This window comes from Bradyrhizobium sp. NBAIM03, from assembly GCF_020194055.1.
GTDB classification, from domain to species: Bacteria; Pseudomonadota; Alphaproteobacteria; order Rhizobiales; family Xanthobacteraceae; genus Bradyrhizobium; species Bradyrhizobium yuanmingense.
The window spans coordinates 1-25147 of the sequence record NZ_JADYVS010000008.1; the positions used below are offsets into that span (position 1 = coordinate 1).

The 25147-nt window shown below is 58.2% G+C and carries 19 protein-coding genes; 7 read left to right on the forward strand and 12 right to left on the reverse strand.

Annotated elements, in window-relative coordinates:
- A partial coding sequence (locus I6F21_RS13735) for a hypothetical protein (protein WP_225183258.1) occupies positions 1-249 on the reverse strand: 249 nt, incomplete at its 3' end.
- A gap of 539 nt (positions 250-788) precedes the next feature.
- Entirely contained in the window at positions 789-1478 is a 690-nt protein-coding gene (locus tag I6F21_RS13745; protein ID WP_050995957.1) for a response regulator transcription factor, read from the reverse strand.
- 892 nt (positions 1479-2370) lie between these two features.
- Between I6F21_RS13745 and I6F21_RS13750 the strand changes: the two genes are divergently transcribed.
- On the forward strand, positions 2371-2712 hold the full coding sequence (locus I6F21_RS13750; protein WP_036025684.1) for an H-NS histone family protein: 342 nt from the start codon (positions 2371-2373) through the stop codon (positions 2710-2712).
- A 55-nt stretch (positions 2713-2767) separates the two neighbouring features.
- Here I6F21_RS13750 and I6F21_RS13755 read toward each other — a convergent pair whose 3' ends face one another.
- Positions 2768-2989: a hypothetical protein gene (locus I6F21_RS13755; RefSeq protein WP_074448032.1), complete on the reverse strand. Its 222-nt coding sequence runs from the start codon at positions 2987-2989 to the stop codon at positions 2768-2770.
- Between the two features lie 424 nt (positions 2990-3413).
- On the opposite strand from I6F21_RS13755, the gene I6F21_RS13760 reads away from it, so the two are divergent.
- From I6F21_RS13760 to I6F21_RS13775, 4 genes are all read left to right on the forward strand, one after another.
- Positions 3414-3977, forward strand: a complete 564-nt coding sequence (locus I6F21_RS13760; protein WP_050995956.1) for an acyltransferase — start codon at positions 3414-3416, stop codon at positions 3975-3977.
- Positions 3978-4028: 51 nt separating this feature from the next.
- Positions 4029-4355 carry a hypothetical protein gene (locus I6F21_RS13765; protein ID WP_036025687.1) on the forward strand — a complete coding sequence of 109 codons (327 nt, stop codon included), beginning with the start codon at positions 4029-4031 and terminating at the stop codon, positions 4353-4355.
- An 18-nt stretch (positions 4356-4373) separates the two neighbouring features.
- Positions 4374-4616, forward strand: coding sequence for an acyl carrier protein (locus I6F21_RS13770; protein WP_036025692.1), 243 nt, complete (start codon positions 4374-4376; stop codon positions 4614-4616).
- A gap of 280 nt (positions 4617-4896) precedes the next feature.
- On the forward strand, positions 4897-8592 hold the full coding sequence (locus tag I6F21_RS13775) for a DUF4082 domain-containing protein (protein WP_225183259.1): 3696 nt from the start codon (positions 4897-4899) through the stop codon (positions 8590-8592).
- 92 nt (positions 8593-8684) lie between these two features.
- Here the strand turns inward: I6F21_RS13775 and I6F21_RS13780 are convergent, their stop codons facing one another.
- From I6F21_RS13780 to I6F21_RS13800, 5 genes are all read right to left on the reverse strand, one after another.
- Positions 8685-9521: a formyl transferase gene (locus I6F21_RS13780; protein ID WP_082641484.1), complete on the reverse strand. Its 837-nt coding sequence runs from the start codon at positions 9519-9521 to the stop codon at positions 8685-8687.
- Positions 9515-10429: a polysaccharide deacetylase family protein gene (locus tag I6F21_RS13785; RefSeq protein WP_057029391.1), complete on the reverse strand. Its 915-nt coding sequence runs from the start codon at positions 10427-10429 to the stop codon at positions 9515-9517. Before I6F21_RS13785 ends, I6F21_RS13780 begins: the two co-directional genes overlap by 7 nt.
- 6 nt (positions 10430-10435) lie before the next feature.
- Positions 10436-11524 carry a glycosyltransferase family 2 protein gene (locus tag I6F21_RS13790; protein WP_225139943.1) on the reverse strand — a complete coding sequence of 363 codons (1089 nt, stop codon included), beginning with the start codon at positions 11522-11524 and terminating at the stop codon, positions 10436-10438.
- Between the two features lie 441 nt (positions 11525-11965).
- Complete coding sequence (locus tag I6F21_RS13795) at positions 11966-12763, reverse strand: hypothetical protein (protein WP_146207716.1); 798 nt, start codon at positions 12761-12763, stop codon at positions 11966-11968.
- 94 nt (positions 12764-12857) lie between these two features.
- Positions 12858-13460 carry a transglutaminase-like cysteine peptidase gene (locus I6F21_RS13800; protein WP_036029196.1) on the reverse strand — a complete coding sequence of 201 codons (603 nt, stop codon included), beginning with the start codon at positions 13458-13460 and terminating at the stop codon, positions 12858-12860.
- A 324-nt stretch (positions 13461-13784) separates the two neighbouring features.
- Here I6F21_RS13800 and I6F21_RS13805 point away from each other — a divergent pair, with 324 nt between their 5' ends.
- Entirely contained in the window at positions 13785-14177 is a 393-nt protein-coding gene (locus I6F21_RS13805; RefSeq protein ID WP_109143422.1) for a hypothetical protein, read from the forward strand.
- Between the two features lie 313 nt (positions 14178-14490).
- Here I6F21_RS13805 and I6F21_RS13810 read toward each other — a convergent pair whose 3' ends face one another.
- From I6F21_RS13810 to I6F21_RS13825, 4 genes are all read right to left on the reverse strand, one after another.
- Positions 14491-15804 carry an HlyD family type I secretion periplasmic adaptor subunit gene (locus I6F21_RS13810; protein ID WP_036029191.1) on the reverse strand — a complete coding sequence of 438 codons (1314 nt, stop codon included), beginning with the start codon at positions 15802-15804 and terminating at the stop codon, positions 14491-14493.
- Positions 15801-17735 carry a type I secretion system permease/ATPase gene (locus I6F21_RS13815; RefSeq protein ID WP_225139942.1) on the reverse strand — a complete coding sequence of 645 codons (1935 nt, stop codon included), beginning with the start codon at positions 17733-17735 and terminating at the stop codon, positions 15801-15803. The genes I6F21_RS13810 and I6F21_RS13815 overlap by 4 nt, the downstream gene beginning before the upstream one ends.
- Positions 17736-17828: 93 nt before the next feature.
- Positions 17829-20258 (reverse strand): Ig-like domain-containing protein, encoded by a 2430-nt coding sequence (locus tag I6F21_RS13820; RefSeq protein WP_225139941.1) that lies wholly within the window; start codon positions 20256-20258, stop codon positions 17829-17831.
- Positions 20259-21029: 771 nt separating this feature from the next.
- The gene (locus tag I6F21_RS13825; protein ID WP_225139940.1) at positions 21030-22046 is read right to left on the reverse strand and encodes an aldo/keto reductase; all 1017 of its coding nucleotides are present in this window, start codon (positions 22044-22046) and stop codon (positions 21030-21032) included.
- Positions 22047-24461: 2415 nt separating this feature from the next.
- Here I6F21_RS13825 and I6F21_RS13835 point away from each other — a divergent pair.
- Positions 24462-25145, forward strand: a complete 684-nt coding sequence (locus I6F21_RS13835) for a class I SAM-dependent methyltransferase (protein WP_225139938.1) — start codon at positions 24462-24464, stop codon at positions 25143-25145.
- The last annotated feature ends 2 nt before the right edge of the window (positions 25146-25147 follow it).

Below are 25147 nucleotides of genomic sequence, written 5' to 3' on the forward strand. Positions count from 1 at the left end.
CCCGCCCCCTGTTGACCCGCCGCTGGAGCTCCCCGGTCCCGATACGGACGACCGGTCGTTATCGAAGAACGACGATTGCCTCCCATCCTTCTGCGTCACTCCACGCAGGCCCCCCGAGCTTGCAATGGCTCCTGAGGTCAGGGAAGTGGATAGAAGCAGAGTCATCACTGGGGGTGTGACGGCCGCAAATCTTCCGCAGGTTTTCAAGAACGCCCGCCGGTCGTCATCTTCGTTGCCGTCCCGGGTCACAACACGCTCTCCTCGGTTTAAAATATTAATTCACGGTATTATACATTAAATGTCTTTTCAACCGATAATTTTCTTTATGTGAGTGGCGTTGCTTGACGTGCGCCGTCAATTGATCGTGGGCAATCTCCCTGCTCGTTCTTGTACTTTCTGGCCTTTCGGGCGCAGCTTCGGAGTTGCGCTCGCCATTTAATATGATTAATTTGCGTTTTAACGGACGTCGAGCGCAGGGCTCGATTGCAACGGGTGATGACGATGCCACTGCAATTCCACCGGTCTGTCCGGGACATGGAGATCTGGAGCGCAACCAGCGAGGGCTTCTCGTTCGTGATCAGCTTCGGAAGCCCGAGAGGCCCCGGCTTTCATGGCCGCGCCGGCTATTTGGCGAGTTGGCGTCCGCTCCACAAAAACCAGGCGGCAATCAAGATTGGCGGTTCGCCCTTTCGAACGTTAGCCGAGGCCGAAGGGGCCTGCAGCGACATGGCTGGGCTTCTGGCGCCACGATAACCCCCCGCGCACGTTCGGAAGAGCCAGACACCCCATTATTTTACGCTCGCCGGATCCTGATGCAAAAGATCAGGGGGATCCATCTTACGTGACGCGGCATGCAGCTCATTTCGCGAAATCGCCAATGCCGCGAGAATCGTGCGATTGCTGATGTCCAGCTTTTGGAAGATATGATGAAGGTGGACCTTGATCGTACCGTCGGCAAGGTTCAACCGACGTCCAATCTCCTTGTTCGATAGACCCTCCGACACGAGCCGCATGATTTGCCGCTCCCGGTCCGTCAGTTGTGCCAGGGGCTTCTCATCGGGGCGGGCCTCATCATTGGCTAGCCATGCGCTCGGCGAGGCCGCTGCTTGGCCCTGGGCGGCTTTCCGCAGGGTTGAGACCAGTATCTCGGCATCCGAATCCTTTGAGAGGACGATGCAGGCCCCCTCCAAGGCCAGCCTTTGCAACTCACAATCGGCCGCGACACCGGCGAAGAAGACGACGGCGGGACTTGGGCCTGAAGCGTTTGCGGGAGCGAGGATCTGCTGCCGGCTGACATCAGGCAGTGCAGCATCGACGAGCGCGACGTCCGGCACAAGAAATCGGATTGCCTCATTGCAGCTTGCGCCATCGCTGCAGGACGCAACGATCGTAAAATCACGCTGCGCTGCAAGAACGCTCCTGATCCCTTGCAAAACGATCGGATGTCGATCCGCGATGACAATTCTGGTGCGGTGCATGCTTCCCCTGCCTATCGCTAACAACCCCCCGTGCAGCCGTTTAATCCAACAATTTCTTCAAAACGCGAGGATGACGGGTCCGCTCGGCGACAACGTCACACAGTCTCAAATCCTAGACAGCCGAACGTTCGACGACTGCCCCACGGTAACTTGACCGGCAAGTATGCGCAGCACCGTAAGAATGCGGTGCGAAAGCAGCGTTGTTTCGACAACGCATGATAGATTCGATCAGCAAATTCCCCCATAGAATGTCTAGGCGCAGGGATCGGCTGCTGTGTCATGATGGTCAACATCCAATTAACTTCGTTGGCACCGTTATTACCAACGATATATTGGGTTATTCACGATTCAAATCTAACATTCGACGAAGTTTCGACGAACACAAGATCGTTCAAAAAAGCAGCGTTTTTGAAGGGAGGAAAAGTAATACTATTCATCAAGGCGAAGCTGGTTAGTAAAGCACGAAAACGGCTGCGTCGCGCAGCCAGTGTAGCAACGACGAAATCCGGTCACCCAAATTGGAGCTGCATATTCGTCAATTCAGCAACTTCAATGAGCGGTCATGGAGGGCATCGTTGGCAATGAGTAGGTGGTCACATGTATTCTTCAGCAGTTTTGCGTCAAACTCATCAGGCTCTCATCATTCAATTCACTGAATTGCAGAACTTGCGTAGCCGCGTGTCGAAGGCCGAGCAGCGATTGCTTGCGCCGAGGCGACGAGCCCGGGGGCGGAGGGCGAAGCGACCGCTGGTTCGGAGGCACGGGCCCAGCCGGTAACTCCGACCACCACGCACACTGGCGCAGCGGCACGGGTGATCGTGCTTGCCGGACCCCGGTTTGACCTGATAAGCCCCCCTCCTGTTTCGGTTCGGAGGTAGTGGGGACGGCTTCCATGGAGAACGATGACTGGGCATCTATGACCACAGCTGAGCTGTGGCGACTCTACGATGAGGTCACTGCTGTTCTGAGTCGCAGGATGACCGCGGAAAAAGCCAAGCTCGAAGAGCGGCTTCGCAAGATCGAAGGTAAGACCGGGGGGCAAACCGAGGGACGTGCACGCCGCCCCTACCCTCCCGTGCTGCCGAAGTATCAGAACCCTAAGAACCCGTCCGAAACCTGGTCCGGCCGTGGTAAGCAGCCTCGATGGCTGAAGGCGCAGCTTCGCGCCGGCAAGAAGCTAAACGATCTCTTGATCGACCGCCCGTCCGCACAACGGCGCCGCCGGGCTGGCTGAACCTCCGACCGGTCCCCGGGACGATGGTGTCAGGGCTGGGCCGCCAGGCGCCACTTTAGCGAGTGCTATCTTCTTTCCCGTTAGGACTGCCGTCGCGACCACCGTTGCCCTTGCCATTATTGCCCTGCACAACATTTCCGCCAGAACTAGCGATGGCGGATGAGGTCAGAGAGGTCGAAAGCAGCAGCGTCATCACGGGAGGAGTGACGGCGGCAAATTTTCCGCAGCTTCTCAAGAACTCACGGCGGTCGTCACTATTGGAGTCGGTCGGGTTCATCAGCGCTCTCCCTGCGATGGTCATAGAAAATAAGCGGATTTGGATGCATCGCAAGTTAAATATGTTAATTCAACCAATTTAATTGCCACCTTCCGCAAGTCCACGCCACTAGCGTGCCATGTCCCGGGAGCTATTCCTTGGCGAAAGGAATGCACGAAAACGCAGCGTGGACACACGCTGAACAGGGGAAACCGATGCCCGCGAGCGGCCAAGCGTTCTTTGATTCGAGGCGGTTGATTGACGGCGGTCCGGGACCGAAACAACGCGATACTAAAAATAATTGAAATCCCAAAAATATAACTCTAATTTTTGAATCGGCGGTTCGCCCGGGCAGGTACCTCATGTCCACTCCGCGAAGGCCGTCGATTTTAGATGGACGCCGTCGGTACGAGTCAATTGACGACGACGCAAATGGGCTTTTCTGATGCATTCAAAGCTCGATCCCAGCATGTCTGATCACAATTTGGACCAGTGGCTCGCCTTCGCGCGCGAGTTCTTGCAGGCTCTGGCAGCTCGCAAGAGGAAGCAGTTCGATCGGAGGGTGTCGATCGGAGACCTTCTCACCGAGCGCGAGGATAACGCCGCAGCATATGGCTTTGGAGAGGGCAGCACGATGTACGACAACGTGCTCGTTCTTGGGCGCGTCAAGGTCGGACGGAATACCTGGATTGGACCGGGATGTATTCTGGATGGTTCAGGTGGAGATTTGCAGATCGGCGATTGGTGCTCCATCTCTGCTGGCGTTCAAATCTACACGCATCACACGGTAAACCGCTCAATTTCGCTCGGCCGGGATCCCATCGATTGCGCGCCCACCTCGATCGGCAATGGAGTCTACATCGGGCCGAATTCGGTGATTCAGATGGGTACAACCATCGGCGACCGCGCCATTGTAGGCGCGAACTCGTTCGTCGATAGAGACATTCCCGCGGGTGCAAAGGCGTTCGGCTGTCCAGCGCGAGTTCAGCTTGCGTCTAAAGCCACATAATGCAAGCCGCATTAGGCGCTCCTGGGAAGGCCGGACTACCGGTGCTTCACGATGCGGCTCGAGGATCTATTCGGTGATTCCGGGCTCATCTCCGTAGTCATTGCAAAGATCGATGGCGGCGTCTTCGTTCTCAATACCTGGCTCATGAGTTGCCGCGTGCTGAAGCGCCAGGTCGAGGACAAGATCATGTATGAGATTTTTCGACTCGCAGAGGTGGCCGGTTGCATGACAGTGCGCGTCATTTATCTTCCGACAACCAAGAACCGTATCGTCGCCGAATTCTACGAGGAGTTTGGTTTCGCGCGTATGGAAGACTCCGCAACCCGAAAAGAGTTCGAGCTGGAGGTGAGGAAGTATCAGGTGCATTCGACAAGATAGATGTTGCCCGGAGAGCCTATGAAGCAGGCTGAAGTATTAGCGAAGTTGCAGGAAGTATTCGACGGAATCTTCCTCGAGAAGATCGCGGCCACCCCCGAGCTCTCGGCGGCGGACGTCGATGAGTGGGACTCGCTCATGCAGATCTCGCTCGTGATCGCCGTCGAGCAGAAGTTTCGCGTTCGATTTCGCGTTGGCGAGGTCGAGGCGGCGCGGAATCTGGGTGAGTTCGCCGACCTAATCGCGAAGCGGATGGAACCATAAGAGTTGGACATCGCGAGTGCGTTCGAAGCTGGGCAAACGGCACATCCCGCTGAGTGCACGAGATCCGTGACGCGCGCCTGCCTTCAAGCTCAAGAGAAGTTGACGAACGGCGCTACTCCAAAGGCATAAATCGCTTCCGATTTAATATTTTTAATGTTATTTAAATATTGTTAATATGAACCAACATGACTGCCGCGATCAAAACTACAACCCGCACAGTTGGTGTTGCTACTTTAGATAGCGTTTGATCACGCTGGCTAGCTGGGGGAGTACAACTGACGTGGTCGGCAAGCGGATCCGCGTGAATGCCACCTACACCGACCTGTTCGGCGCCAGCGAGAATGTGACCAGCGCGGCCACGGCGACGGTTGCCGCTGCGAGTGCCACCACTACGCTGTTCACCACCCAGACGCCTGTCATCACCAATGCCAGCGACGGAGTAGGTTATGAGTTGGGGATGCGCTTCACCAGCGACACCTCCGGCTCGATCCAGGCAATCCGGTACTACAAGGCTCCGAGCGAGACGGGCACGCATATCGGCCACATCTGGTCGGCCACCGGCCAGGAGCTGGCGACGGTCACGTTTACCAACGAAGGCGCATCGGGCTGGCAGCAGCAGGCGCTCGCCACACCGCTGACCATCCAGGCCGGCACGACCTACATCGTCTCCGTCAACATCAACAGCAACTACGTCTCCACCACGCAGGGCTTCGCCTCAGCCATCAGCAATGGTGGCCTGAACGCTCCAGTGGGTGCCGGCGTCTTCGACCTGTCCAAGGGCGCCTTCCCCACCAATGTCTATCAGAATGCAAACTATTTCCGCGACGTCGTGTTCGCTACGGGCTCGTCACAGCCCAATAACCGCCCCGGTGAGGTGAGCGTCAGCGGGACGCCGACGCAGAACCAGACCTTGACCGCGACCGTGAGCGATGCGGACGGAGTGCCGGGCACCGTCTCCTATCAGTGGCAGCAGAGTGCGAACGGCAACTCGTGGAGCAACATCAGTGGCGCGACCGCGAGCACGCTGGTCCTCGGGCAGGCTCAGGTCGGCAGCTTCATACGGGTCACCGCCAGCTACACGGACCTCTCGGGCAGCACCGAGGCCCCGGTGAGCACCGCGACCGCCACGACAGTGGCCAACGTCAACGACCCCGGCGCTGTCACGATCAACGGCACCGCGACCCAGAACCAGACCCTGACGGCCAGCGTCACGGACCCCGACGGCGCGCCCGCCAGCATCACCTATCACTGGCAGAGCAGCCCCGACGGCACCACTTGGACGAACCTGGCCGCCACGACCTCGAGCCTCACCCTCGACAGCAGCCTGGTCGGCAAGCGGATCCGCGTGAATGCCACCTACACCGACCTGTTCGGCGCCAGCGAGGATGTGACCAGCGCGGCCACGGCGACGGTTGCCGCTGCGAGTGCCACCACTACGCTGTTCACCACCCAGACGCCTGTCATCACCAATGCCAGCGACGGAGTAGGTTATGAGTTGGGGATGCGCTTCACCAGCGACACCTCCGGCTCGATCCAGGCAATCCGGTACTACAAGGCTCCGGGCGAGACGGGCACGCATATCGGCCACATCTGGTCGGCCACCGGCCAGGAGCTGGCGACGGTCACGTTTACCAACGAAGGCGCATCGGGCTGGCAGCAGCAGGCGCTCGCCACGCCCCTGACCATCCAGGCCGGCACGACCTACATCGTCTCTGTCAACATCAACAGCAACTACGTCTCCACCACGCAGGGCTTCGCCTCAGCCATCAGCAATGGTGGCCTGAACGCCCCGGTGGGTGCCGGCGTCTTCGACCTGTCCAAGGGCGCCTTCCCCACCAATGTCTATCAGAATGCAAACTATTTCCGCGACGTCGTGTTCGCTGCGGGCAACGTCATCTCACTACTTAGCAGTTCCACAGTGTATGTCAGTGAGACGGGAGGGATGGCTACCATCACCGTCGTACGCTCCGGCGACCTCCAATCTCAAGCAACCGTGGAGTACACGACGAACGAAATCGGCACCGGCGGCACAGCTACGGCAGGCCAGGACTTCATCCAGCCCACGTTTAATGGCCGGTCGAACACCGGTCAGGTCGTCTTCAACCCGGGAGAGAGCACCAAGAGCTTCACCATCTCAATTGTGAACGATCAGCTCACCGAGGGTAACGAGACGTTCGCGGTCGGGCTTCAGAATCCCGGTTCCGGTTCTCTCGGGACCCCGCGCACAGTGCTCGTGACCATCATCGACAACGACTCGCCCGTCGCGATCTCAATGGCGGACGCGGCGATAAGCGTTACCGAGAATACACAGACGGCAACGATTACGCTGCTGCGCAGCGGCAACACCAGTCAAACAGCTACTGTCGGCTTCACGACAAGCAACGGCAGCGCCCTCGCGGGTTCCGACTACACCGCCTCGTCAGGCACGGTGACTTTCGCTGCTGGCCAGGTGACCCAGACGATCACGGTACCGATCCTCAACGATGCGACACCGGAGAATGATGAGACCTTCACGGTCACGTTGAGCAACCCGACCGGTGCCACTCTCGGCGCCGAGACAACGACGACTGTGAAAATCCTGGATAATGACAACCCCAATCTCGGCAATCTGGCGGGCGAGACGTACGTGACGGGACTGGGCCAGGGGTATGCCGGCGGGCCAACGGCGATCGATTGGACTCCAGACGGCCGCTACATGCTGGTTGCCCAAAAGGACGGCGTGGTGCGTGTGGTGGATAACGGAGAACTTCGATCAACTCCGCTGATCGACATTTCGAGCGAGGTAAATGACGTCAACGATCGCGGATTGCTGGGTATCGCGGTGAACCCGAATTTCGCAACGAACCATTATGTCTACCTGCTCTATACCTACGATCCACCCGAAACGGCGGGCCAGCCCGGCCTTGCCGGCCCCGATCAGGCCGGCAACCGACCTGCTCGCCTGGTGAGGGTCACCGTTGACCCAACCACAATGATTGCCGATCCGGCGAGCGAGGTAGTGCTGGTCGGAAAGAACAGCATCTGGGCCTATACGAGCCGTCCCGACGTAAACAGCACAGGCGATCCGAGCATCGCTCCTTCCGGCATCGTCAACGGCACCACGATCACAGCTCCGGCGAGCCAGATCGAGAGTGGATCGCAGGACAACGATCCGGATCGGACCGGCATCCAGAACCAAAACATTCGTGACTATCTGGCGACTGATAGCGATTCGCACGGCGTAGGCGCTGTTCATTTCGGCCCGGACGGCTATCTCTACCTCACCGTCGGCGATGGCGTGTCGTACAACTTCGTCGACCCCCGGGGAGTGCGCGTCCAAGACATCCACAATCTATCGGGCAAGTTGTTGCGGATCGATCCCGTTACAGGTGAGGGAGTGCCCGGCAATCCATTCTATCAGGCAAGCGATCCAAACAGTAATGCGTCGAAGGTGTTCTACTACGGTGTTCGCAACGCGTACCGCTTCAGCTTCGATCCAGTTACTAATCTTCCTGTGCTCGGAGATGTGGGCTGGAACAGCTGGGAAGAGCTGAATACGGGGCCAGCCGGCTCGAACTTTGGATGGCCCTATCTCGAAGGCCCCGACAGGACCGGCAGCTACCAAAATCTCGCGCAGGCAATCACCTTCTATAACAATGGCAATCGGAACAATACGTCAGACCCGCCCGCCGTATTTCCGATCCTGTCTCTAAGCCACGGGGCCCCCGACAATGCCCACGTGATTACCGCGGGAGATTTCTACAATCAGAACACCATTTTTTTCGACGATGTCCAAAACGGAACGATCTTCGCTGCGACCCTGAACGCAAGCCGGCAGGTCACCAGCGTCCAGTTGGTGGACAACGTACAAGGCATCGTCGACATGCAGAAGGGCCCTGATGGCTGGATGTATGGGGCCAATTTGATTGACGGCACTATCCGACGTTGGGTCGACCCCTCAGCGGTTACGGCGCTGGGGCTCGCAGCGTCGTCCTAGCAGGCGCCGGTCACGGCTTTCCCCATCGATGACGATCTGCTGGGGCGGCTTACGATTTCGGCCGATAAGGCGAGCTTTTGCACGATTGCGCGTCAGCGAACTACCCTGTCGTTTTGACCAATGATCGAGATTTCGGCGATGGACCTCAGACGGGCGAGCCGGCGTCGCGCCACCAATTCCGGACCAATGGTCAAATCGGCTCCACGGTACTCGCGCCCAAGGCTGAGATCTTGCGAAACTCCGCTCAAGGTGCCCGCCACATAGCGTTGAACCACTCGTACATACGCTTCGGCACCGACCATCACGGCTCGGCCAAAAATCCTATGCAAATCGTCCCCTGGTTCGTATCTCGAATGCACTGTCTCAAAGATCGGCCCGCTGTCGACGCCGGACGTGCATTCGTGAATGGTCGCACCGAGCATGTCCAACTCGTCGTTGACTACAGGCCAAAAGCTGCACGCGGTTCCGCGATACTGCGGGCTAATACCTGTATGCAGATTGATGCAGATATCGGTTGCAGAGTCGAGGACCGCATTCTTCACGACCGACGTGCCGTAAATAAGAATCGCATCGGGGCGTCTCTGCCGCAGGACTTCCAAGCTTGCGGTGCCGTTTATGCCCTCGACATAGTCGATTCGATCAGATGCATAGAATGTTTGAGCCTTTTGCCCCAACAGACTTTCAAGTGACCGAGTCCGGGCCTCATCGTCTCGAATCATCTTGAGAAAGACAGCACGGGTTGCCTTTCCTAAGAAATGCACCAACCCCTTCCGTACGGCGCGCCGCAGTCTTGTTCTCCGTGCTGACCGGTCCACAATGATGCGGTCAATGGAGAGTCCAGCGCAAAGCATGTTTGCGACATAACGATGTTCTGGGCCATCCCGCGTCAGAATCACTATTCTCTTTTGTTCGGGCTGCCCAGCTACCATAGCCAATCTCTCGCACACCGTAGTACAGGCATAATCCGGAGCTTGAACGGAATCTCTTCTGGCGCGGCGTTCCCCAGGCTAATCCGATAGAAAATGTCAGCCGCTGGTTTAAAGCGGTTGCTTTTCGCATGCACTAGAAAGATCGCCTTGTGATTACGCCGTGCGGCCCGCAGCGCACCTTCGGTCGCGTCCAATGCATTCCCATAAGGAATACTCAGGCATTGAACCGTTTGTCCCGATAACTTCTCCAGAAGCTCTCGGCTTTGCACGATCTCGGTCTCCAACTCGCTCGATGAAAGCGAACGAAAGAACGTGTGGCTCATCGAGTGGTTTCCTACTTCAATCCCTAAGCTCGCAAACCGCTTGATATCGGTGATATTAAGAAAAAGCTTCGATGTACGCCGGAGCTCCAATTCATTGGTGCCCATTGCGGTACACAGCTGCTGCTTCGCCTCCGCAATTTGCGCCTGAGTCCATTTTGAAATCACGTTGGCGATGAGCCTAGGGACTGATGTTGGTCCGGTTTCGTTGATGTTCAGGAGAGCTATCAGTTGCTGTTTACCGAGCACCACCGCTGCCAACGATAGGATATTATCCACTGGCAATCTGCTTCCGAGCAGCGTTGTCGGATTGACGAAGAATAGCGAAGGTGCATTTGCCGCTTTAAGGACAGTACTTGCGGTATCGAGAACTGAGCGATATGCGTCATCGAAGGTGATCAGCAAAGGTTTACGCGGCAGAGTGCCACTTACAAGGTCCGATCCGCTCACCACGTCAAAATGACGCGCGAAATACTTGACGTGCTTCTCAAAAACCTCTGGCCTTGTAACAACTCCAAGCTTGCCGGTTAACGGGTCTTCATGGTCCGCGATATGATGATAGACCACAATGGTAACGTCGCGCCGCATCAGTGGCTATCCCTGGCGCGAGCGGGATAACGCGTCCCCTAACGGACGTTCCACAGCAGCTACCTCCTCTGGCAGGTTGTTGCGCGGATTGCCGCGCGCTCTCCTCACGCCGACATTGCTCCAGCCATTCACCCAACGTTGACGATGCTGCCAGACATAGCGCCAGTTTCGCGCCTTTTCACGCAAATCACTTCTGCCGGAGACCAGGCCGGCCGTTCCGTACCCGAGCAAGCGCAGGAGGGGGAGAAGCATGTACAGTGTCTTGCCTGCGAGAATCGTCGCAGCAGAATTGTGACGCCGCAACAGCGTGATCCGGCCGGCAAGGACCTTGATGCGTTGCTCTGCTTGATCGGGCTCGGAAGACTGGCCGTAATGAATGATGGTAGCTGCAGGCGTGATGGTTGGGGATGCACCAAGCTTGCGCGCCCGGCGGCACAAGTCCGCTTCTTCACCGTACATGAAAAACTCGGGATCAAAGCCGTCAAGTTGCTTCCAAAGTTCGCCGTCTATGAGAAGAAAGCAGCCCGTGACAATGTCGACTGCACGAATGCTGTCACGCTTCCAACCGCCGTATCCTTCGGGATTGAAAACCGAGCTGCTGCGCTTCAAGCTGGTCAGACCAGTAGCAAAACAGAAGATGCTCCATAAGGTGGCATCTCCCCAACAGGAGCCAGGATTCAAGCGGCCGTCAGACAGCACGGTGCGTCCGCCCCAGATCCCAAAGCGCGGATTCGCATCGGCGAACTCGTGCAGATGATCGATTGCGTGATTCAAGATCAGGGTGTCCGGGTTGAGCAACAGAAACCGGCGCCCCCGCGCCCGCATCGCGGCGATGTTGTTGGCGCCGGCAAACCCAAGATTTTCTTGCGACGCGATGAGCTCGAGTTGAGGGAAGTTTGCGCGAATGGCTTCCGGAGATCCGTCTGTTGAAGCGTTATCGAAAACGATGACTTCGTAGAGTACTGTCGTTGTTTGTGCCAAGACAGATCGAATACATTCGAGCGTCATGGTGCGCGTGTTGTAGCTCACGATGATGATCGAAATGTCGGGCTCAGCGGCCCCATAAATTGCATCCGACATGGGATTCAGCCTCATGCGATACGTCCGGCCCCCCCTTCAACCGAACCCATCTTCGACAACCATCTCGCTCGAACGCGATTTGTCAGGCCCGTCCTTCCTGATGGTCGCCAAACCATCCGGAATTGGCTCATCAATGTGGTGAGTGCCTGGCGACCCAGGTCGGCCATGCTAAGTGCGCGCTCCTGTAAACACGAGCTTTTCCCGGTTCCTTCGCAACTGCACCGCCCGGTCGCTGCGTGCGGCCCGGGCCGGCCACCATTTTACCACCCACATCCACTGCGAATCCCAAGCTCAAATGGAAACGACAGCCTTCCTCGTCTTCTGTATGGCATAACCGGCTGGACCCCACTATTAAACATTTATATTATTAAATTGGTTTAATTTGCAAGTTATTTTTTCCGGACGGGCGACCTTAATCCGAGAATGCAAGCCGCGGGGCTGGGGCAGGAAAATGGATCAGCGGATCCGAGGCTGAGGAAGCAAACTCCCCGGGACGAGCTGGCCATTGACGATGGTTGCACTCCTGACGTTTTCCCATTTGGTGATCGTCATTGTTCCGCCGCCCGCATTGTTGATCAGAAATGCGCCGTATAGGAACGGGCCAACGAAATACACATCCTTAAGGGAAACAGTGACGTTCATGCCATCGGGATGCATTCGCAACCCGTAAGGTCCGCCCCAGAACAGGACGTTCTCAAAGCTAACTGAGCCCCCTAATCCATCAGCGTAGAAGAATCCGGCCGTTGCATTGGTGTTGTTGTAGGTCTTGAATGTTGTATTGCGAACCGTGATGGCGTTGGTTTTGCCAGGATCATAACACTGAAGCCCGTCTGCGTGATCGCCCGGCAAACCTTTGGTTTCGATGTAGACGCCATCAATGTTGATGCCGCCAATACCGTCGGAGCCAATACACCGGAATCCCTCGTTGGATCGAATGCGGGAATTTTTCAGAGTGCAATCCCCGCAAACGACCGAGCTTCCATCGTTGTTGTGGTCCCAGGAACGATGCTCGACGACTTCACCGTTGCTGAAGAACTTCCCGTAACGGGTGTATGGCTCGGAGGAATTTCCAGCAAAGCGGGGGTCATCAAATGAGAGTGGAGGAGCCGACGCAGGAGAAGGCAAACGCGAGGAGGCAGGACCTGGCGCTTGGCTGGAGGAAAGTGTTTGATCCGCCAGTGCGGAACCGGCGTAACACAAGCCGGCGGCTATTTGCGCCCAGCCAAAGCCTCGCCAACGCGATAATTTCTTCACAGATTTCCCCTTCAAATGATTGCGACCATGCGGATTGCGCGTTCACACCGCAGGCGATCTTAACCAGAGATATTTCATTGAATGGTTGTCGGGTTCATGCTCCCTTCCCTTCGATCCTCGCCCACAGAATGTGGCGTGGCATTTGTACCCGAACCCAGCGATAGTGAACGCGCGACCATGGTTTGATTTCGGGTGATAGATTGTCGAGAACGAAATCGCCATTTCGCGTGCGCACGAGAAGCACGAGGTGGTGCTCTCCGGAACTGACGACGACTTCGCTCAGTAGCAGGACTCGCGCAGGCCAGCCGCGCCGAAGCAATTCGTGGCGCTTGCTCACGGCGTAGTCATTGCAATCGCCGTGCTTCGGGTTGATGACCCATTCCTCGCCGGCAAGGCCGAGCTCGTTGCGCGCCGGCACGATGGCGAGATTGACCGCGCGATTGACCTCCTGCAGAGCCGCCCAGCGGTCCTCGGTCAGCCGGATCGGCCCACCACGAAACGAGCGCGGCGGAAGACATTCCGCCTCGTAGCGCAGGCAGAACACCGTGTACGCAAGGGGCGGCAGCGTCGGGTTTCCCAGTTCAATGTGCTGCCCTGACCGCGGCGTCGCCGGCAAGGACATGCGCCCCGCCCCCGCCCATTGAACTCCTCCGAGCATGATAGCGACCGCCACGACGGAGCCGAAGGTTCGATACATCTGCCGATCCCCTCGCAAACGCAAAACTGAGGCTCGGATCCGCTGGCAGGCTGACACCGACAGTCCCGCGGCAACCATATTTCATCTTTAATTTATTTAATTTAATTGTCAATTAAATATAATCGGCAGGAAGAAATAATCCGTTTGCGCATTATCCAGTACAGCCACAAGCAGATCGCCCCCGCAGACGCGTCCCGGCCCCCGGCGCATCGCCGGCAAATAAGGCAACAATTTAACGGCTCCGACGAATTAATCGTTGATTTAATGTGCCCCCCGGCAGATCGTATTCCGAACGACCTCTCCGCCTCACAATCGAGATTGCATATGCCGGAAGAACTGCTCGTCATTTTGGGGGCTGAAGCCATCCTGCTTGTCTTCGTCACAGCGATGACTCTGCACAACAAGCGAATGGATGTGCTGAGCGGGCTGCACCGCCGGGCGGCTAGCTGGTCCGCCGGCCAACACAGCAAGCCTGCGCCATACTCGGTCCGTGCGCGCGCAGGAGCTTTGCTGTCGGCGCTGACGACGTGGATCGGTATTGCCAAGCTCACCCCAGCCAATCTCTGGCGGCTGCTCAGACACGCCCAATCAAGCCTGACGAAGGTGCGAAAGCTGTCCACCCTTGTGGCTCGTTCCTGGCGGCCAGAGCGCCCTCAAGCCACGCCGTCCACCTCCAGCCTCATTGCAGGGGCTCGTCGTCAGCTCGGTGCTCGTTGATGCGGCCAACGTTGCGGTCTACCCCGCATCGACTCGATCGATCTCGCGGCGCAATCTTGAGCTCCGGGCGGTCGAAGCCAAACGATAGGCTTCGGATGCAATGCGACTAGCGGCGAGCCATCCGCAGCGAGCAGCTCTCCTCGGTGTTCACCCAGCTCACGGCACGCCTGCAAGCCCGTCGTTATCTTTTCATTTGGGCTTCTTTTTCGTCTTGAACATCAATGTTGTTCGCAGCAATGGACACACTCTTGAGATTCCTCTCAGCCCCGAGTGCGGGTCCACTCGGGGCTGTGTCATTTCAAATCCAAAGGGCTCAGCGCTCTTTGAATGCGCGCTGCGCCTGATCGTGTAGCGGCTTGAGCAGGTAGGACAACGCGGTCCGCCCTGCCGTCTTGATGAAGACCTCGACAGGCATGCCGGGCAGCAACTTGGCCGAGCCGAGCTTCACCAGCTCTTCCGTCTTCAGCAAGACGCGGCCTGTGTAGTAACTCGTGCCGGCACGCTGATCCTGCGTGATGTCTGCCGAGACCATGCTGACCTCGCCGTCGATTTCGGGCGTGGTCTTCTGGTTGAACGCTGCGAAGCGCATTGTAGCGGTCTGCCCCACGTAGACCTGATCGATATCCTTCGGTGCGATCTTGACTTCGACCGCGAGCGAGTCCGCGTCAGGAACGATCAGCATGATTTGCTCGCCCGGAGAGATCACCCCCCCGACCGTGTGGACGCTGAGCTCGTGGACGCGACCGGATTGTGGCGCCCGGATATCGACCCGATTCAACTGATCCACCGCCGCAGTCTTGCGTTCGCCCAGCTCGGAGAGTTTCGAGCGGGTTTCGATCAGGTCCTTGCCGACCTCGGTACGGAGGTCCTGGTCGATCTGAATGATCTGGAGTCCGATTTCGGAGATCTTGCCCTTCGACTGAGCGATCATTCCTGCGAGCTGGCTGCGCTCGCCCTCGATGCGGGCGGAGTCGCGCTCCAGGGAATTGAGCCGGGTGATCGGCACCAGGTTCTTCTGCCAGAGGCTGCGCACGCCCTCCAGCTCCTGTCGGATGAACTCCACCTCCTTCTGCTTGGCCTCCGTCTGCCCCATATAGCCCTTGATTTCGTTCTCCAACTGCGCGCTCTTCTCCTGCAACTGCGCTTTTTGGCCGCTCCTCGCCTGACGACGCAGGTCGAACAGCTTCCGCTCCGCGGCGATTGCACGGCTCGCCTCGGAGTTGCTCTCTTTGGCTCGGTCGAGCAGTACCTTTGGAAACACGACCTGCTCGGCACTGTCGCGCTCGGCCTCGAGACGGGCCTGCCGCGCCAGCAATTCGTCGATGCTATTGGTGACGATCGTCGCATTCGCGAGCGTCTGCGTCTCGTCGAGGCGGATCAGAATGTCGCCTGCATTGACCCGATCGCCCTGGCGCACGCGCAACTCTCCGACGATTCCACCCGTGGCGTGCTGGACCTTCTTGACGCTCGAATCCACCACGACCACGCCCTGCGCGATCACCGCGCCCGACAACTGGGAAGTCGTCGCCCAGCCGCCGACCCCAAAAGTCACCAAAGCGAACATGATCATTCCGACGATCATGTAACGTTGGATGGACTGCAACGCCGGCGCTATCTGATCGTTCATCGGCCGCCTCCTTGAGCTTCTGCGACGACCTTCAGCGGCACCGGAGTCCGCAGCACTCTCTTGAGTACCTCCTCTCGCTTGCCGAAGGACTGAACTCTGCCTTCGCCGAGGCACAATACATGGTCCACACCTTCCAGCGCCTTCGGCCGATGAGCGACAACGGCCACAATCCCTCCGCGGCGTCGCACGTTCAGGATCGCCTCTGTCAGAGCCTCCTCGCCCTCCGCATCGAGATTGGAAGAGGGTTCGTCAAGCACGACCAGGAAGGGCTTGCCGTAAAAAGCGCGCGCAAGCGCGATACGCTGCCGCTGCCCCGCCGACAGCGCCAGCCCTCCCTCGCCGATCTTCGTGCTGTACCCGTCCGGCAGTGAGAGGACGAGGTCATGCGCGCCCGCGGCGCGTGCGGCTTCCAGAACAGCGGCGGCGGTTGCGTTCGGGTCGAAACGTGCAATGTTCATCGCAATGCTGCCGTCGAACAATTCTACGTCTTGGGGCAGATAACCGATGTGCTTGCCGAGGTCGTCCGAAGACCAGTGATCGAGGGCGGCGTTGTCGAGCCGGATCCTGCCTCGAATGCACGGCCACACGCCAACCAGCGCACGCGCCAGCGTCGACTTGCCGGATCCGCTCGGACCGATGATTCCGACCGCCTGCCCACTCCGCAGCTGGAATGACACTTCGCTCAGAGTGGGTCTCTCGGAGTTCGGAGCACCGATATAGAGGTTCTCGGCGGTAAGGGTTTCCACAGGCGCAGGCAATGCCAACCGCTCCTCCTCCTGAGGAAGAAGTTTCAGCAAGTAATCGAGCCGTTGTCCCGATTGGCGCGCCGCGACGAACCCCTTCCAGTTCGCAATCGCCATTTCGACAGGCGCAAGGGCCCTCGCGGTGAGGATCGATCCGGCAATGATGATGCCGGCCGTCGATTCCTGGTTGATGACGAGGACGGCGCCAACGGCAAGAACCAGCGATTGCAAGATCGCGCGGAAAATCTTCGAGGCACCACCGAGTCCGTTTGCGACATCGCTGGCCCGTTCATGGGCTGCGAGGTACTTTGCGTTGGCATCCTGCCAACGCAAAGCCGCTTGTTGCCGCATACCCATGGCCTGCAGAACTTCGGCATTGCGCCGTCCCTCGAGCGCGAGGGCAGTTCGCGAAATGGCAAGACGCGAGCTCGCCTTTGCCGGACCTCGGGTACGCGTTTCCGTGAGCATCGTAATGCCGACCAGCACCAACGCACCAGCCAGCGCAGTGATGCCAATCCAGAAGTGAAAGAGGAAGCAGACGCCGAGATAGATCGGCATCCAGGGCAGATCGAAGAGCGCCGTCGGCCCTCCGCTCGACAGGAAGCTGCGGACCTGATCGAGGTCCCGCACCGGCTGCAGGCCATCGCCATCCGCTCTGGTCTTCAAAGGCAGGCGAACAAGAGCCTCGAAGATGCGAACCCCGAGACTTTCATCGAAATACCGGCCCACCCGGGCGCTGATCCTGCTCCTGACGAAGTCGAGCCCGCCCTGAAACAGGTAGAGCACCGTTGCCAGAGCCAACAGAGCGACAAGAGTCGGTATACTGCGTCCGGGCAGCACCCGATCGTAGACTTGCAGCATGAAGAACGAGCCGGTGAGCATGAGAAGGTTGCTCATGCCGCTGAATGCCGCTAGCGCCCAGAAGATCCGGCGGCAAGACCGCAGGAACGCCGACAACTCTGACTGCGACTCGTCATAGTGATCCGCTGGCCGGGGTCGACCAGCGAATATCCGTGACCGCAGCACTTCGATCAGGCCCTTTGCCCAGCCGACCAGTTGCGGCGTCTGCAGTTGAGCGTTTTCCGCCCACTGCCGTCCGGCTGACCAGAGTCCTGATATGTAAAGAACTGGAATTCGATAGAGATTTGCGGGCGGGGGGAATACCCCCCGCCGTCCAAAGTCAATCATGGCTTCTGCCCCTGAAACGCGCCTTTGTTGGAAGATCCCTCAAGAGATCCCCCAAGGCAGTTGTTGAAGATTGCTCTCTGTGGATGCCGTCCCCTACGCGAAGTGGAAGTCGTTGCTGGTCAACGAGCCGAGCTTGGCGTTCTTCAGCGTGAGCGTATCGCTCCCCGTCGCGATCACGACATCGGTGCCGGACTGGGTCGCCTGGGAAAGAACGCTGGCAAAACTGTCGAACACACTCTTGCTGAACTCGATCGTGTCGTGAGCAGGTCCGCGGGCAACGAAGCCCTTGATGACGTCGTTGCCGAAGTTCGCGCCAAACACGAAAGTATCGGCCTGGCTGCTGCCAACGAAAGTGTCATCGCCGGAAGTGCTGGTCAGGGTCGTGTTGCCCGGCGAAGCGATGAACGTACTGCCCGCAATAGCCGCGTTGCTACCGGTTGCAGTGGATGACGTAGCTACGCTGGACGTACCGATCTGCCCGTCACTGTTCAGGTCCTGATGGAAGCTGGTCTCCAGCGTCTTGAGGCCAGAGTCCGTACCCGACACCGAGCCACCGTCCGTGGAGCCGGTCAGGGAGCTGACATGAGACACGTAGTTGCCGTTATTGTCGGTATTCCACGCCGTGTACTGACCGGTGCTCGTCTCCTTCCAGGCAACTTGATAGCCCGTCGCCGTCTTCTCCGCTCCAATGGGAGTCCAGGTGCCATCGGACCCGCCCACGAAATCCACGCCGTCATCCTTTAGTGTCGGGCCAGTGCCGGTGCTGCCGTTGAGGTAGTATTTGCCGCCACTCTCAACGAGACTTGTCACACCAGCCGATTCGACGACCTTGCCAGTCGTCGGGGTTGGCGACGTCGGGATGGTCGCAGTGGAAGTACCTACCTGCCCGTCACCGTTCAGATCCTGATGGAAGCTCGTCTCGAGCGACTTAAGGCCAGAGTCAGTACCCGACACCGAGCCACCGTCTGTGGAGCCGGTCAGGGAGCTGACATGGGACACGTAGTTGCCGTTATTGTCGGTGTTCCACGCCGTGTACTGACCCGTGCTCGTCTCCTTCCACGCAACCACATAGCCCGTCGCCGTCTTCTCCGCACCGATGGGAGTCCAGGTGCCATCCGACCCCTTCACAAACTGCACACCGTTGTCCTTCAGCGTGGGGCCCGATCCGGTGCTGCCATTGAGGTAATATTTGCCGCCGCTCTCAACGAGAGTTGTCGCGCCAGCTGACTCGACCACCGTGCCGGCAGTCGGCGACGTCGGTGACGTCGGCGAGGTCGGTGTGGCTGGCGCCGAGGTGCCGGTGATGCTGGCGGTGAACGCAGTGGACGCCGGGCCGGTATTGCCTGCTGCATCCGTTGCCGTCGCGGTAAGGCTGTGCGAACCGGCCGCAAGGGCGCTGGTTGTATAGCTCCACCCGCCGGTGCTGTTGGCAGTCGCGGTCCCGATCTGGGTCGTGCCGTCGAACACCTTCACGACGCTGCTCGCTTCGGCACTGCCCGACATCACCACCTGATTGGCGGTGTTCACGGTATGGCTGGCAATGGTCGGCGCAGTCGGAGCCTTGGTATCGATAGTGATTGCCAACGCAGACGACGCCGCGCTGGTCTGACCCGACGAGCTGGTCGCCGTTGCGGTCAGCGTATGTTTGGCGTCGGTCAGGATCTTGGTGATGTAGTCCCAACTGCCGCTCGAGTCCGTAGTCGTCGAACCAATTTGGGTCGTACCGTCGTAGATCTTGACCGTGCTGCCGGCAGCCGCGGTGCCCTTGAGCTCGATGGTATTGTCGTTGGTAATCTTGTCGCCAGCGGTGCCGCTGTCGGTCGAGAACGACGCGATAGTCGGAGCATCCGGCACGGTCGGCGTGCTGGGTGCGGTCGGTCCTTCAACCGGAAGCGGAGGCGGGATAAGGTCGCCCGGGATGAGTTGACCGTCCACGATCGTTGCGTAGCGAACATTCTCCCATTGCGTGATGTGTATGTTCGCATTGACCTCCTCCAACCAAAGCGCGCCATACGCAAATGGCCCCACAAAATACACGTCCTTGAGGGCGAGGTAGTCATCGTGACCGGCTCCTGCGTCCGCGGCAATGCGCAGACCAAAGGGGCCACCGTCGAACACCACGTTATTGAAAGTGAACGTTCCGCTATAACCATCTGCGATGAACAGCCCAGCAGTGGCATTCTGGTCGTGCGATACAATCGTCGAGTTTGTAATGGTCAGATTCCCGGTGGCGCCGGGAGCATAGGCCTGAATTCCGTCGGCGTGATCGCCCGACAGTCCCGTTGTCTCGATGTACGTATTGTTGATGGTGACATCACCGCTGCCCCCAATGCGCACGCCTTCCCTTGAAGAAATACGGACGTCGTCGATGGTGAACGAGCCGCTCCCTCCGACGGCGACAGTGTCGCTCTGGTCGGAAATGCTCACACCCGAAATCGTCTCTCCATTTCCAAGCCAGACCGTCCCCGAACTGGTCTGGTCGCTAAACATCGGATCATTCCATGTCAGAGGAATGGATGCCATCTAGTTTTCTCCTGTTAATTTCAATCTGGTTTGCCCCTGGCACGCGCCCAATTGTTTCCCCAAGCGACGCGACCCCAAGTGCGACTCTGCTGGCGCAGCGCCGTTGGGGTGCGTCTTCCCGGCGGGTGGAGGCTTTTTTGCGACGACACGACGGCTCACCCAAGGTAATTTCCTGAGCTACCCTAGACACATTCGCATCGCGCGAATTAAATGCCGGAAATTTCTTCAGTCCGATCAACCACTCGTGCACCGCATTGAACGAGGGCCACACGGAGCGGTCGAAGATATACAAAAGTATGCCGGAATCGATGTTACGCCTTCGCCACTAGACAACAGCTTACCAAGTGTCGTCGACGGCGCCACAGCAGAAAACCAATTAAATATTTCGATCCACAGATTATCCGCCGCCAAACACGACATAATTTTTGTCCGGACAATCAAGAGCGCGAGCGTCGAGCAAGAGCATTTGAGCACACATCGCGGTGCGAACAATCCGAACCCATATTGCCCGATTCAGGTAATGGCCCATCCAGCGCCATCCGCAAAACGCCAAGCAAAGCAAATGCCGTTGCGGACACACCATTCAGATCGAGAGTTACGAGCGCGCGCCGATTATCCTGATCGTTGATGTCCCCCGAGCCCAGCACACAGTCACCCGCTTCCCCGGCAGGGTCGCAACAAGATGTTCGATCAGGTCCTGCCGACGACCTGACCATACCCCGCCGCGTCTGACTGATGCAAAGTCAAGCCACCGTCGTCGGTCTGCACCGATCAGAAACTCAGATCTCGGAAGCTCGCGTCAAGAAATTCGGCAACATGCTTTCTCGCCAATAATGCGTTCAAGCCCGCGATCTGCTTCTCGTCGATAGCTCGACTGCTGACAGATCTCACGTTTGCCACAACATTCGACGGATTGGATGAGAAAAAGATGACGATCCCGTTTGGATTTGCATTCAGCGCATGAGCCAGCAGTAGATGAGCCAGTTCTGTTGAATCGCGTGGATCTACCTGCGTCAGCGAACGCCATTCAGCCGCCATCCGCTCATCGGACAACAATCGATCAAGCAGTATTTTAAATCGGCTGGTAAGAGACGAATGCGTAATCACGAGGCGGTTAGTTGCCGGAACTTTCCTGACGTTCATATTCCAGATGGCATTTGGAATCTGCACAACGTCGAACAGCGCTGCATGTCTTTGGAGGATGGACACCGTCTCCTCTATGCCTGTCGCTATGCCAATGGCGCGAACCTTCCCTTCACGCTTGAGATCATCGAGAAGACGGATCAGGTCCGTTTCCTCTACGTCGGCAGCGCTGCACTCGTGCAGGAGTAGAATATCGAGATAGTCTGTACGCAATTCCTTGAGACTAGTCTCGACACTTTTTCGGAACTCCACGAGACCAAAGGCTCCGAAACGCGGCAGATAGTTGGACGGCACAGGCAGGTAATTCTTTGAGCTTGGCGCGACATTGTGCAGAAGACGAATGCTACGACCCATTGCGCGGACATGAAGTGCATGACTTTGTGGGACAATGCCCGCCTTGCTTGTCAGAACCAGGCGCTCCCGCTTTCGCGCCGCCAACTCTCCCAGAATGCCCTCTGCGCGACCGGCGCCATACATTCGCGCAGTATCAAAATATGTGACCCCACAATCCATAGCTGCTTCGAGCAACTTAAGAGCCTCACGACGGGTTCGTCGCTTGCTCAACAGTGCGCCGGATCCAAAACCTAGGGGGAGCATGTTTCGCGGAAGGATTTCTCGAAACGGCGCGGCAGCAGCCACCGTCATGACGCGCCTCCGGCTAGTCCGAATGCAGCTTCTCGCTTTGTTTGGGCGACGGTGCTCACCGCATGATGGCATGCGCGCGCGGTCAGAGCGAGAATGGTCAAAGTGGGATTCTGCGTGCCCTGGGACGGGAAACAGGCACCATCCGTAACGTACAATCCCTGTGCGTCCCAGCACTGGTTATTTGGATCGAGCACGGAGGTCGCGGGGTCGATACCCATCCGGGCGGTCCCGCATTCATGAATCGCGGAGCCAGGCGGAGCCGGCCGTTCATTAACGCGGCTCAACGTCACGCCAGATGTTGCGGCGATCTCGCGTATGGCAGCTGCCTGATCGCGGGCACGCGCCAAATCCGCTTCGCTATAGCGGCAGTCGATATGCAATACGGGGATTCCCCATATATCCCGTCGTGTAGGATGTAGCGTTACTCGGTTTTCGGCACGAGGAAGCATTTCACCGAAGCTAACCGCAGTAAAATGGGAACGCCCGTGCCCTCCTGGAAATTGATACAACTGCACGCCAAAACCTCGCCCGCCGAGGGGCGCGGGCCCGTCGCGCGCATCGAAGCGTGGAAGGTAAATCGCGCACCCATCTTCGAGCACTGGGCTGGGCTTCAGCGGCGCACCTCCACCCCACCCAGTTACGACAATATGGTCCATCAAGTAGCGCCCCAGCGCGTCAGATCCTGCACCGAGCCCTTGGCCCCCTTTGGATGAACGCGAAAGCAAGAGTATTCGTGTCGACTCTAACGAGGACGCGCACAGAAAGACCAACGGAGCGCAAGCACGTACGTCGGTTCCACTTTGTTGATCGAACCAGACTACGCCGCGTACGCGACCTGATCGATCAACATCGATTTGCCGTACGACTGCGCCCTCACGGCATCGAAGGCGCCCTGTAAGAGCAGCAGTTTCCAAGGCATCCAGCGGTGCGGCAAAGCGCGTGAGCATCGGCCGCGAGTGAGGCCACCGTGCGCGGATCGCTGCCATCAGCGCGAACTGATTCGGTGAAGGTTCAAGTTCTCGCGAGAGGTGACTGTCAGGCTGCCATGGTACGCCATCCATGGCACCGGCAAGCGCTAGCCGTCGCTCGACCATCGAATACCAGGGGTCCAACTCACCCGGCTCTAGCGGCCAAGGCGCGCTCAATCCATCGCACGGCGCAAGGTCGGAGGAGTTCAGCCGATAGTATTGCCGGCCGTGCCCTGGAAGGCCCACGCGTCCGCCGAGCGTTCGCGCGCGTATCCAGACAAAAGGTTGGCTCCGTGGCGTCACGTAAGGCAGGTCATGATCATCTACAAACGATTCCGGTGCTCGGCCCCAGATGCTGCAGCGAGATTGGATGGGCTGGCGCAACATGCCGAGGCCTCTCAAGGCCATCTTGCCAAAGGGAACAACCGCAGGAGGGAGCAACCGAAGTGTCGCAGGGTCCGCGAGCCTACGGCTCATCCTGGCTATAGCTCGGCGCATCCCAGTCGTTCGCGGCGAATTCTGCCACCCGGCCTCAAGCACAAGCACGCGCAGGCCAGCCTCGGCGAGTAAGAGCGCCGCCAATCCCCCGGCGGCTCCCCCGCCGATCACGATCGCATCCTGCGCTCCCGGGCGCCGCAACTCCTCAATCGTCGTGGTACCTAATACACCTGAAAGCGCCGGCCCGATCTGCATGACAACTCCCTTCAAGCGAAAATTGGTCGGGGGCTAGCATGCCAAGCGGACAGCGATGGGCCACCAGCTGTGAACAGCGACTTAAGACAAATCCGTCGACCAACCCGGTAACCGAGCGCTCCGGGTTTAACGCTTAGGCGCAACCGCCCTGGCAATGCATGCAATGAAAGGGAAATTATCGCTTCCGCAAAACCATTCCTCATGGCTTTGATTTTCTGTCACAAATTGCAAAAACGAATAATGATAGGCGCAGTTAAATACATCCGTCAACTGTTAATAGGCATTTAATTTCTGCATTGCACAAGCCAACCCATTTCTCCGAATATTCGGAGTGTGTAGCTCCTGCCAAAAGCACTACCTTCTCGCGGACAATACTCCCGGCCGGCTTTCAGCTAGAAACAATGCTTTAGACCCGATCCGCGGCAACGGAAGACCCGATGTGGCAGCGTCCAGCCACTACCTGATGATGCCCGCGCGTTGGCAGCGGGGCGAGTTATTGGGACGTGCTGTGATTCTGCGGGGCGTGGTACTCTCGATCCGATCACGGAACGATAGGAGCGCAAGACATTTGCGGGAATCGTTCCTTGGCGGCTCACGGACAAAGGTCCGAGATGCGCAGGCGAATTGACCGGGCGAAGCTCACCTCACAGGTACTATGAAATCTGCAGTTCTCGCCCGCCGTACACTCTTGATCTGTCGATAACTTCACCTGTATTAAACTATCTGACGTCGAATACGCGTTGGCAGGTTGGGAATGCTTGCAGCACTTCACTACCACGCATGGCGCCGGGTGCGCGCCGCGTACTATGCCTTCGGATTGGCCCGGCTGCCTTTTGGCGACGCGCTGGGGCGTGCCGTTAGCGAGTGGGAGACTGCGCAGGGGTTCGGTGACAGCCCAAAAGCGAAATCCACTTGGGACGCCGAGTACAGCGATGGCCTCTGGACCTACATGCAGCGCGAAGTAGCTCGCTACTGGACACTCATTGGTTTCATGGACGCTTTTAGACGTGGCGGCGAGTACCTCGAGATCGGCTGCGGAGACGGCATGCTATTCGAGCGCTTCAAGCAGCTTGGATATGCACGCTATGTCGGAGTGGACATCTCTGACGTGGCAATCGAGAAGCTCCGTCTGTACAACGACGATCGCACTGACTTTTCTCAGGCTGACGGCGACGTGTACGAGCCCGACGGCCGTTTCGATGTCATCGTCTTCAACGAGTCTCTTTTCTATTTGCGCGACCCCGTTCGGTCGCTCGAGCGTTACGCGCAATCACTCAAACCGGGAGGCTGCATCATCGTCTCGAACTACACCGCATCGCGGCGATCACTGGCAGTGTTGCGGGAGGCAAAACGAGCATTCGAGGTGATCGACGAGGCCAAGACGACTCAACGGGCGATGTCCTGGCTTTGCACAGCACTGAAACCGCCCAAATACTAAAG

Coding starts and splice junctions, on each gene's coding strand:
- I6F21_RS13750 (WP_036025684.1), top strand. CDS start 2,371: ATGGAGAACGATGACTGGGCATCTATGACCACAGCTGAGCTGTGGCGA.
- I6F21_RS13800 (WP_036029196.1), bottom strand. CDS start 13,460: ATGTATCGAACCTTCGGCTCCGTCGTGGCGGTCGCTATCATGCTCGGA.
- I6F21_RS13785 (WP_057029391.1), bottom strand. CDS start 10,429: ATGCGGCGCGACGTTACCATTGTGGTCTATCATCATATCGCGGACCAT.
- I6F21_RS13755 (WP_074448032.1), bottom strand. CDS start 2,989: ATGAACCCGACCGACTCCAATAGTGACGACCGCCGTGAGTTCTTGAGA.
- I6F21_RS13765 (WP_036025687.1), top strand. CDS start 4,029: ATGCGGCTCGAGGATCTATTCGGTGATTCCGGGCTCATCTCCGTAGTC.
- I6F21_RS13770 (WP_036025692.1), top strand. CDS start 4,374: ATGAAGCAGGCTGAAGTATTAGCGAAGTTGCAGGAAGTATTCGACGGA.
- I6F21_RS13780 (WP_082641484.1), bottom strand. CDS start 9,521: ATGGTAGCTGGGCAGCCCGAACAAAAGAGAATAGTGATTCTGACGCGG.
- I6F21_RS13820 (WP_225139941.1), bottom strand. CDS start 20,258: ATGGCATCCATTCCTCTGACATGGAATGATCCGATGTTTAGCGACCAG.
- I6F21_RS13760 (WP_050995956.1), top strand. CDS start 3,414: ATGCATTCAAAGCTCGATCCCAGCATGTCTGATCACAATTTGGACCAG.
- I6F21_RS13745 (WP_050995957.1), bottom strand. CDS start 1,478: ATGCACCGCACCAGAATTGTCATCGCGGATCGACATCCGATCGTTTTG.
- I6F21_RS13815 (WP_225139942.1), bottom strand. CDS start 17,735: ATGATTGACTTTGGACGGCGGGGGGTATTCCCCCCGCCCGCAAATCTC.
- I6F21_RS13835 (WP_225139938.1), top strand. CDS start 24,462: ATGCTTGCAGCACTTCACTACCACGCATGGCGCCGGGTGCGCGCCGCG.
- I6F21_RS13805 (WP_109143422.1), top strand. CDS start 13,785: ATGCCGGAAGAACTGCTCGTCATTTTGGGGGCTGAAGCCATCCTGCTT.
- I6F21_RS13790 (WP_225139943.1), bottom strand. CDS start 11,524: ATGAGGCTGAATCCCATGTCGGATGCAATTTATGGGGCCGCTGAGCCC.
- I6F21_RS13825 (WP_225139940.1), bottom strand. CDS start 22,046: ATGACGGTGGCTGCTGCCGCGCCGTTTCGAGAAATCCTTCCGCGAAAC.
- I6F21_RS13810 (WP_036029191.1), bottom strand. CDS start 15,804: ATGAACGATCAGATAGCGCCGGCGTTGCAGTCCATCCAACGTTACATG.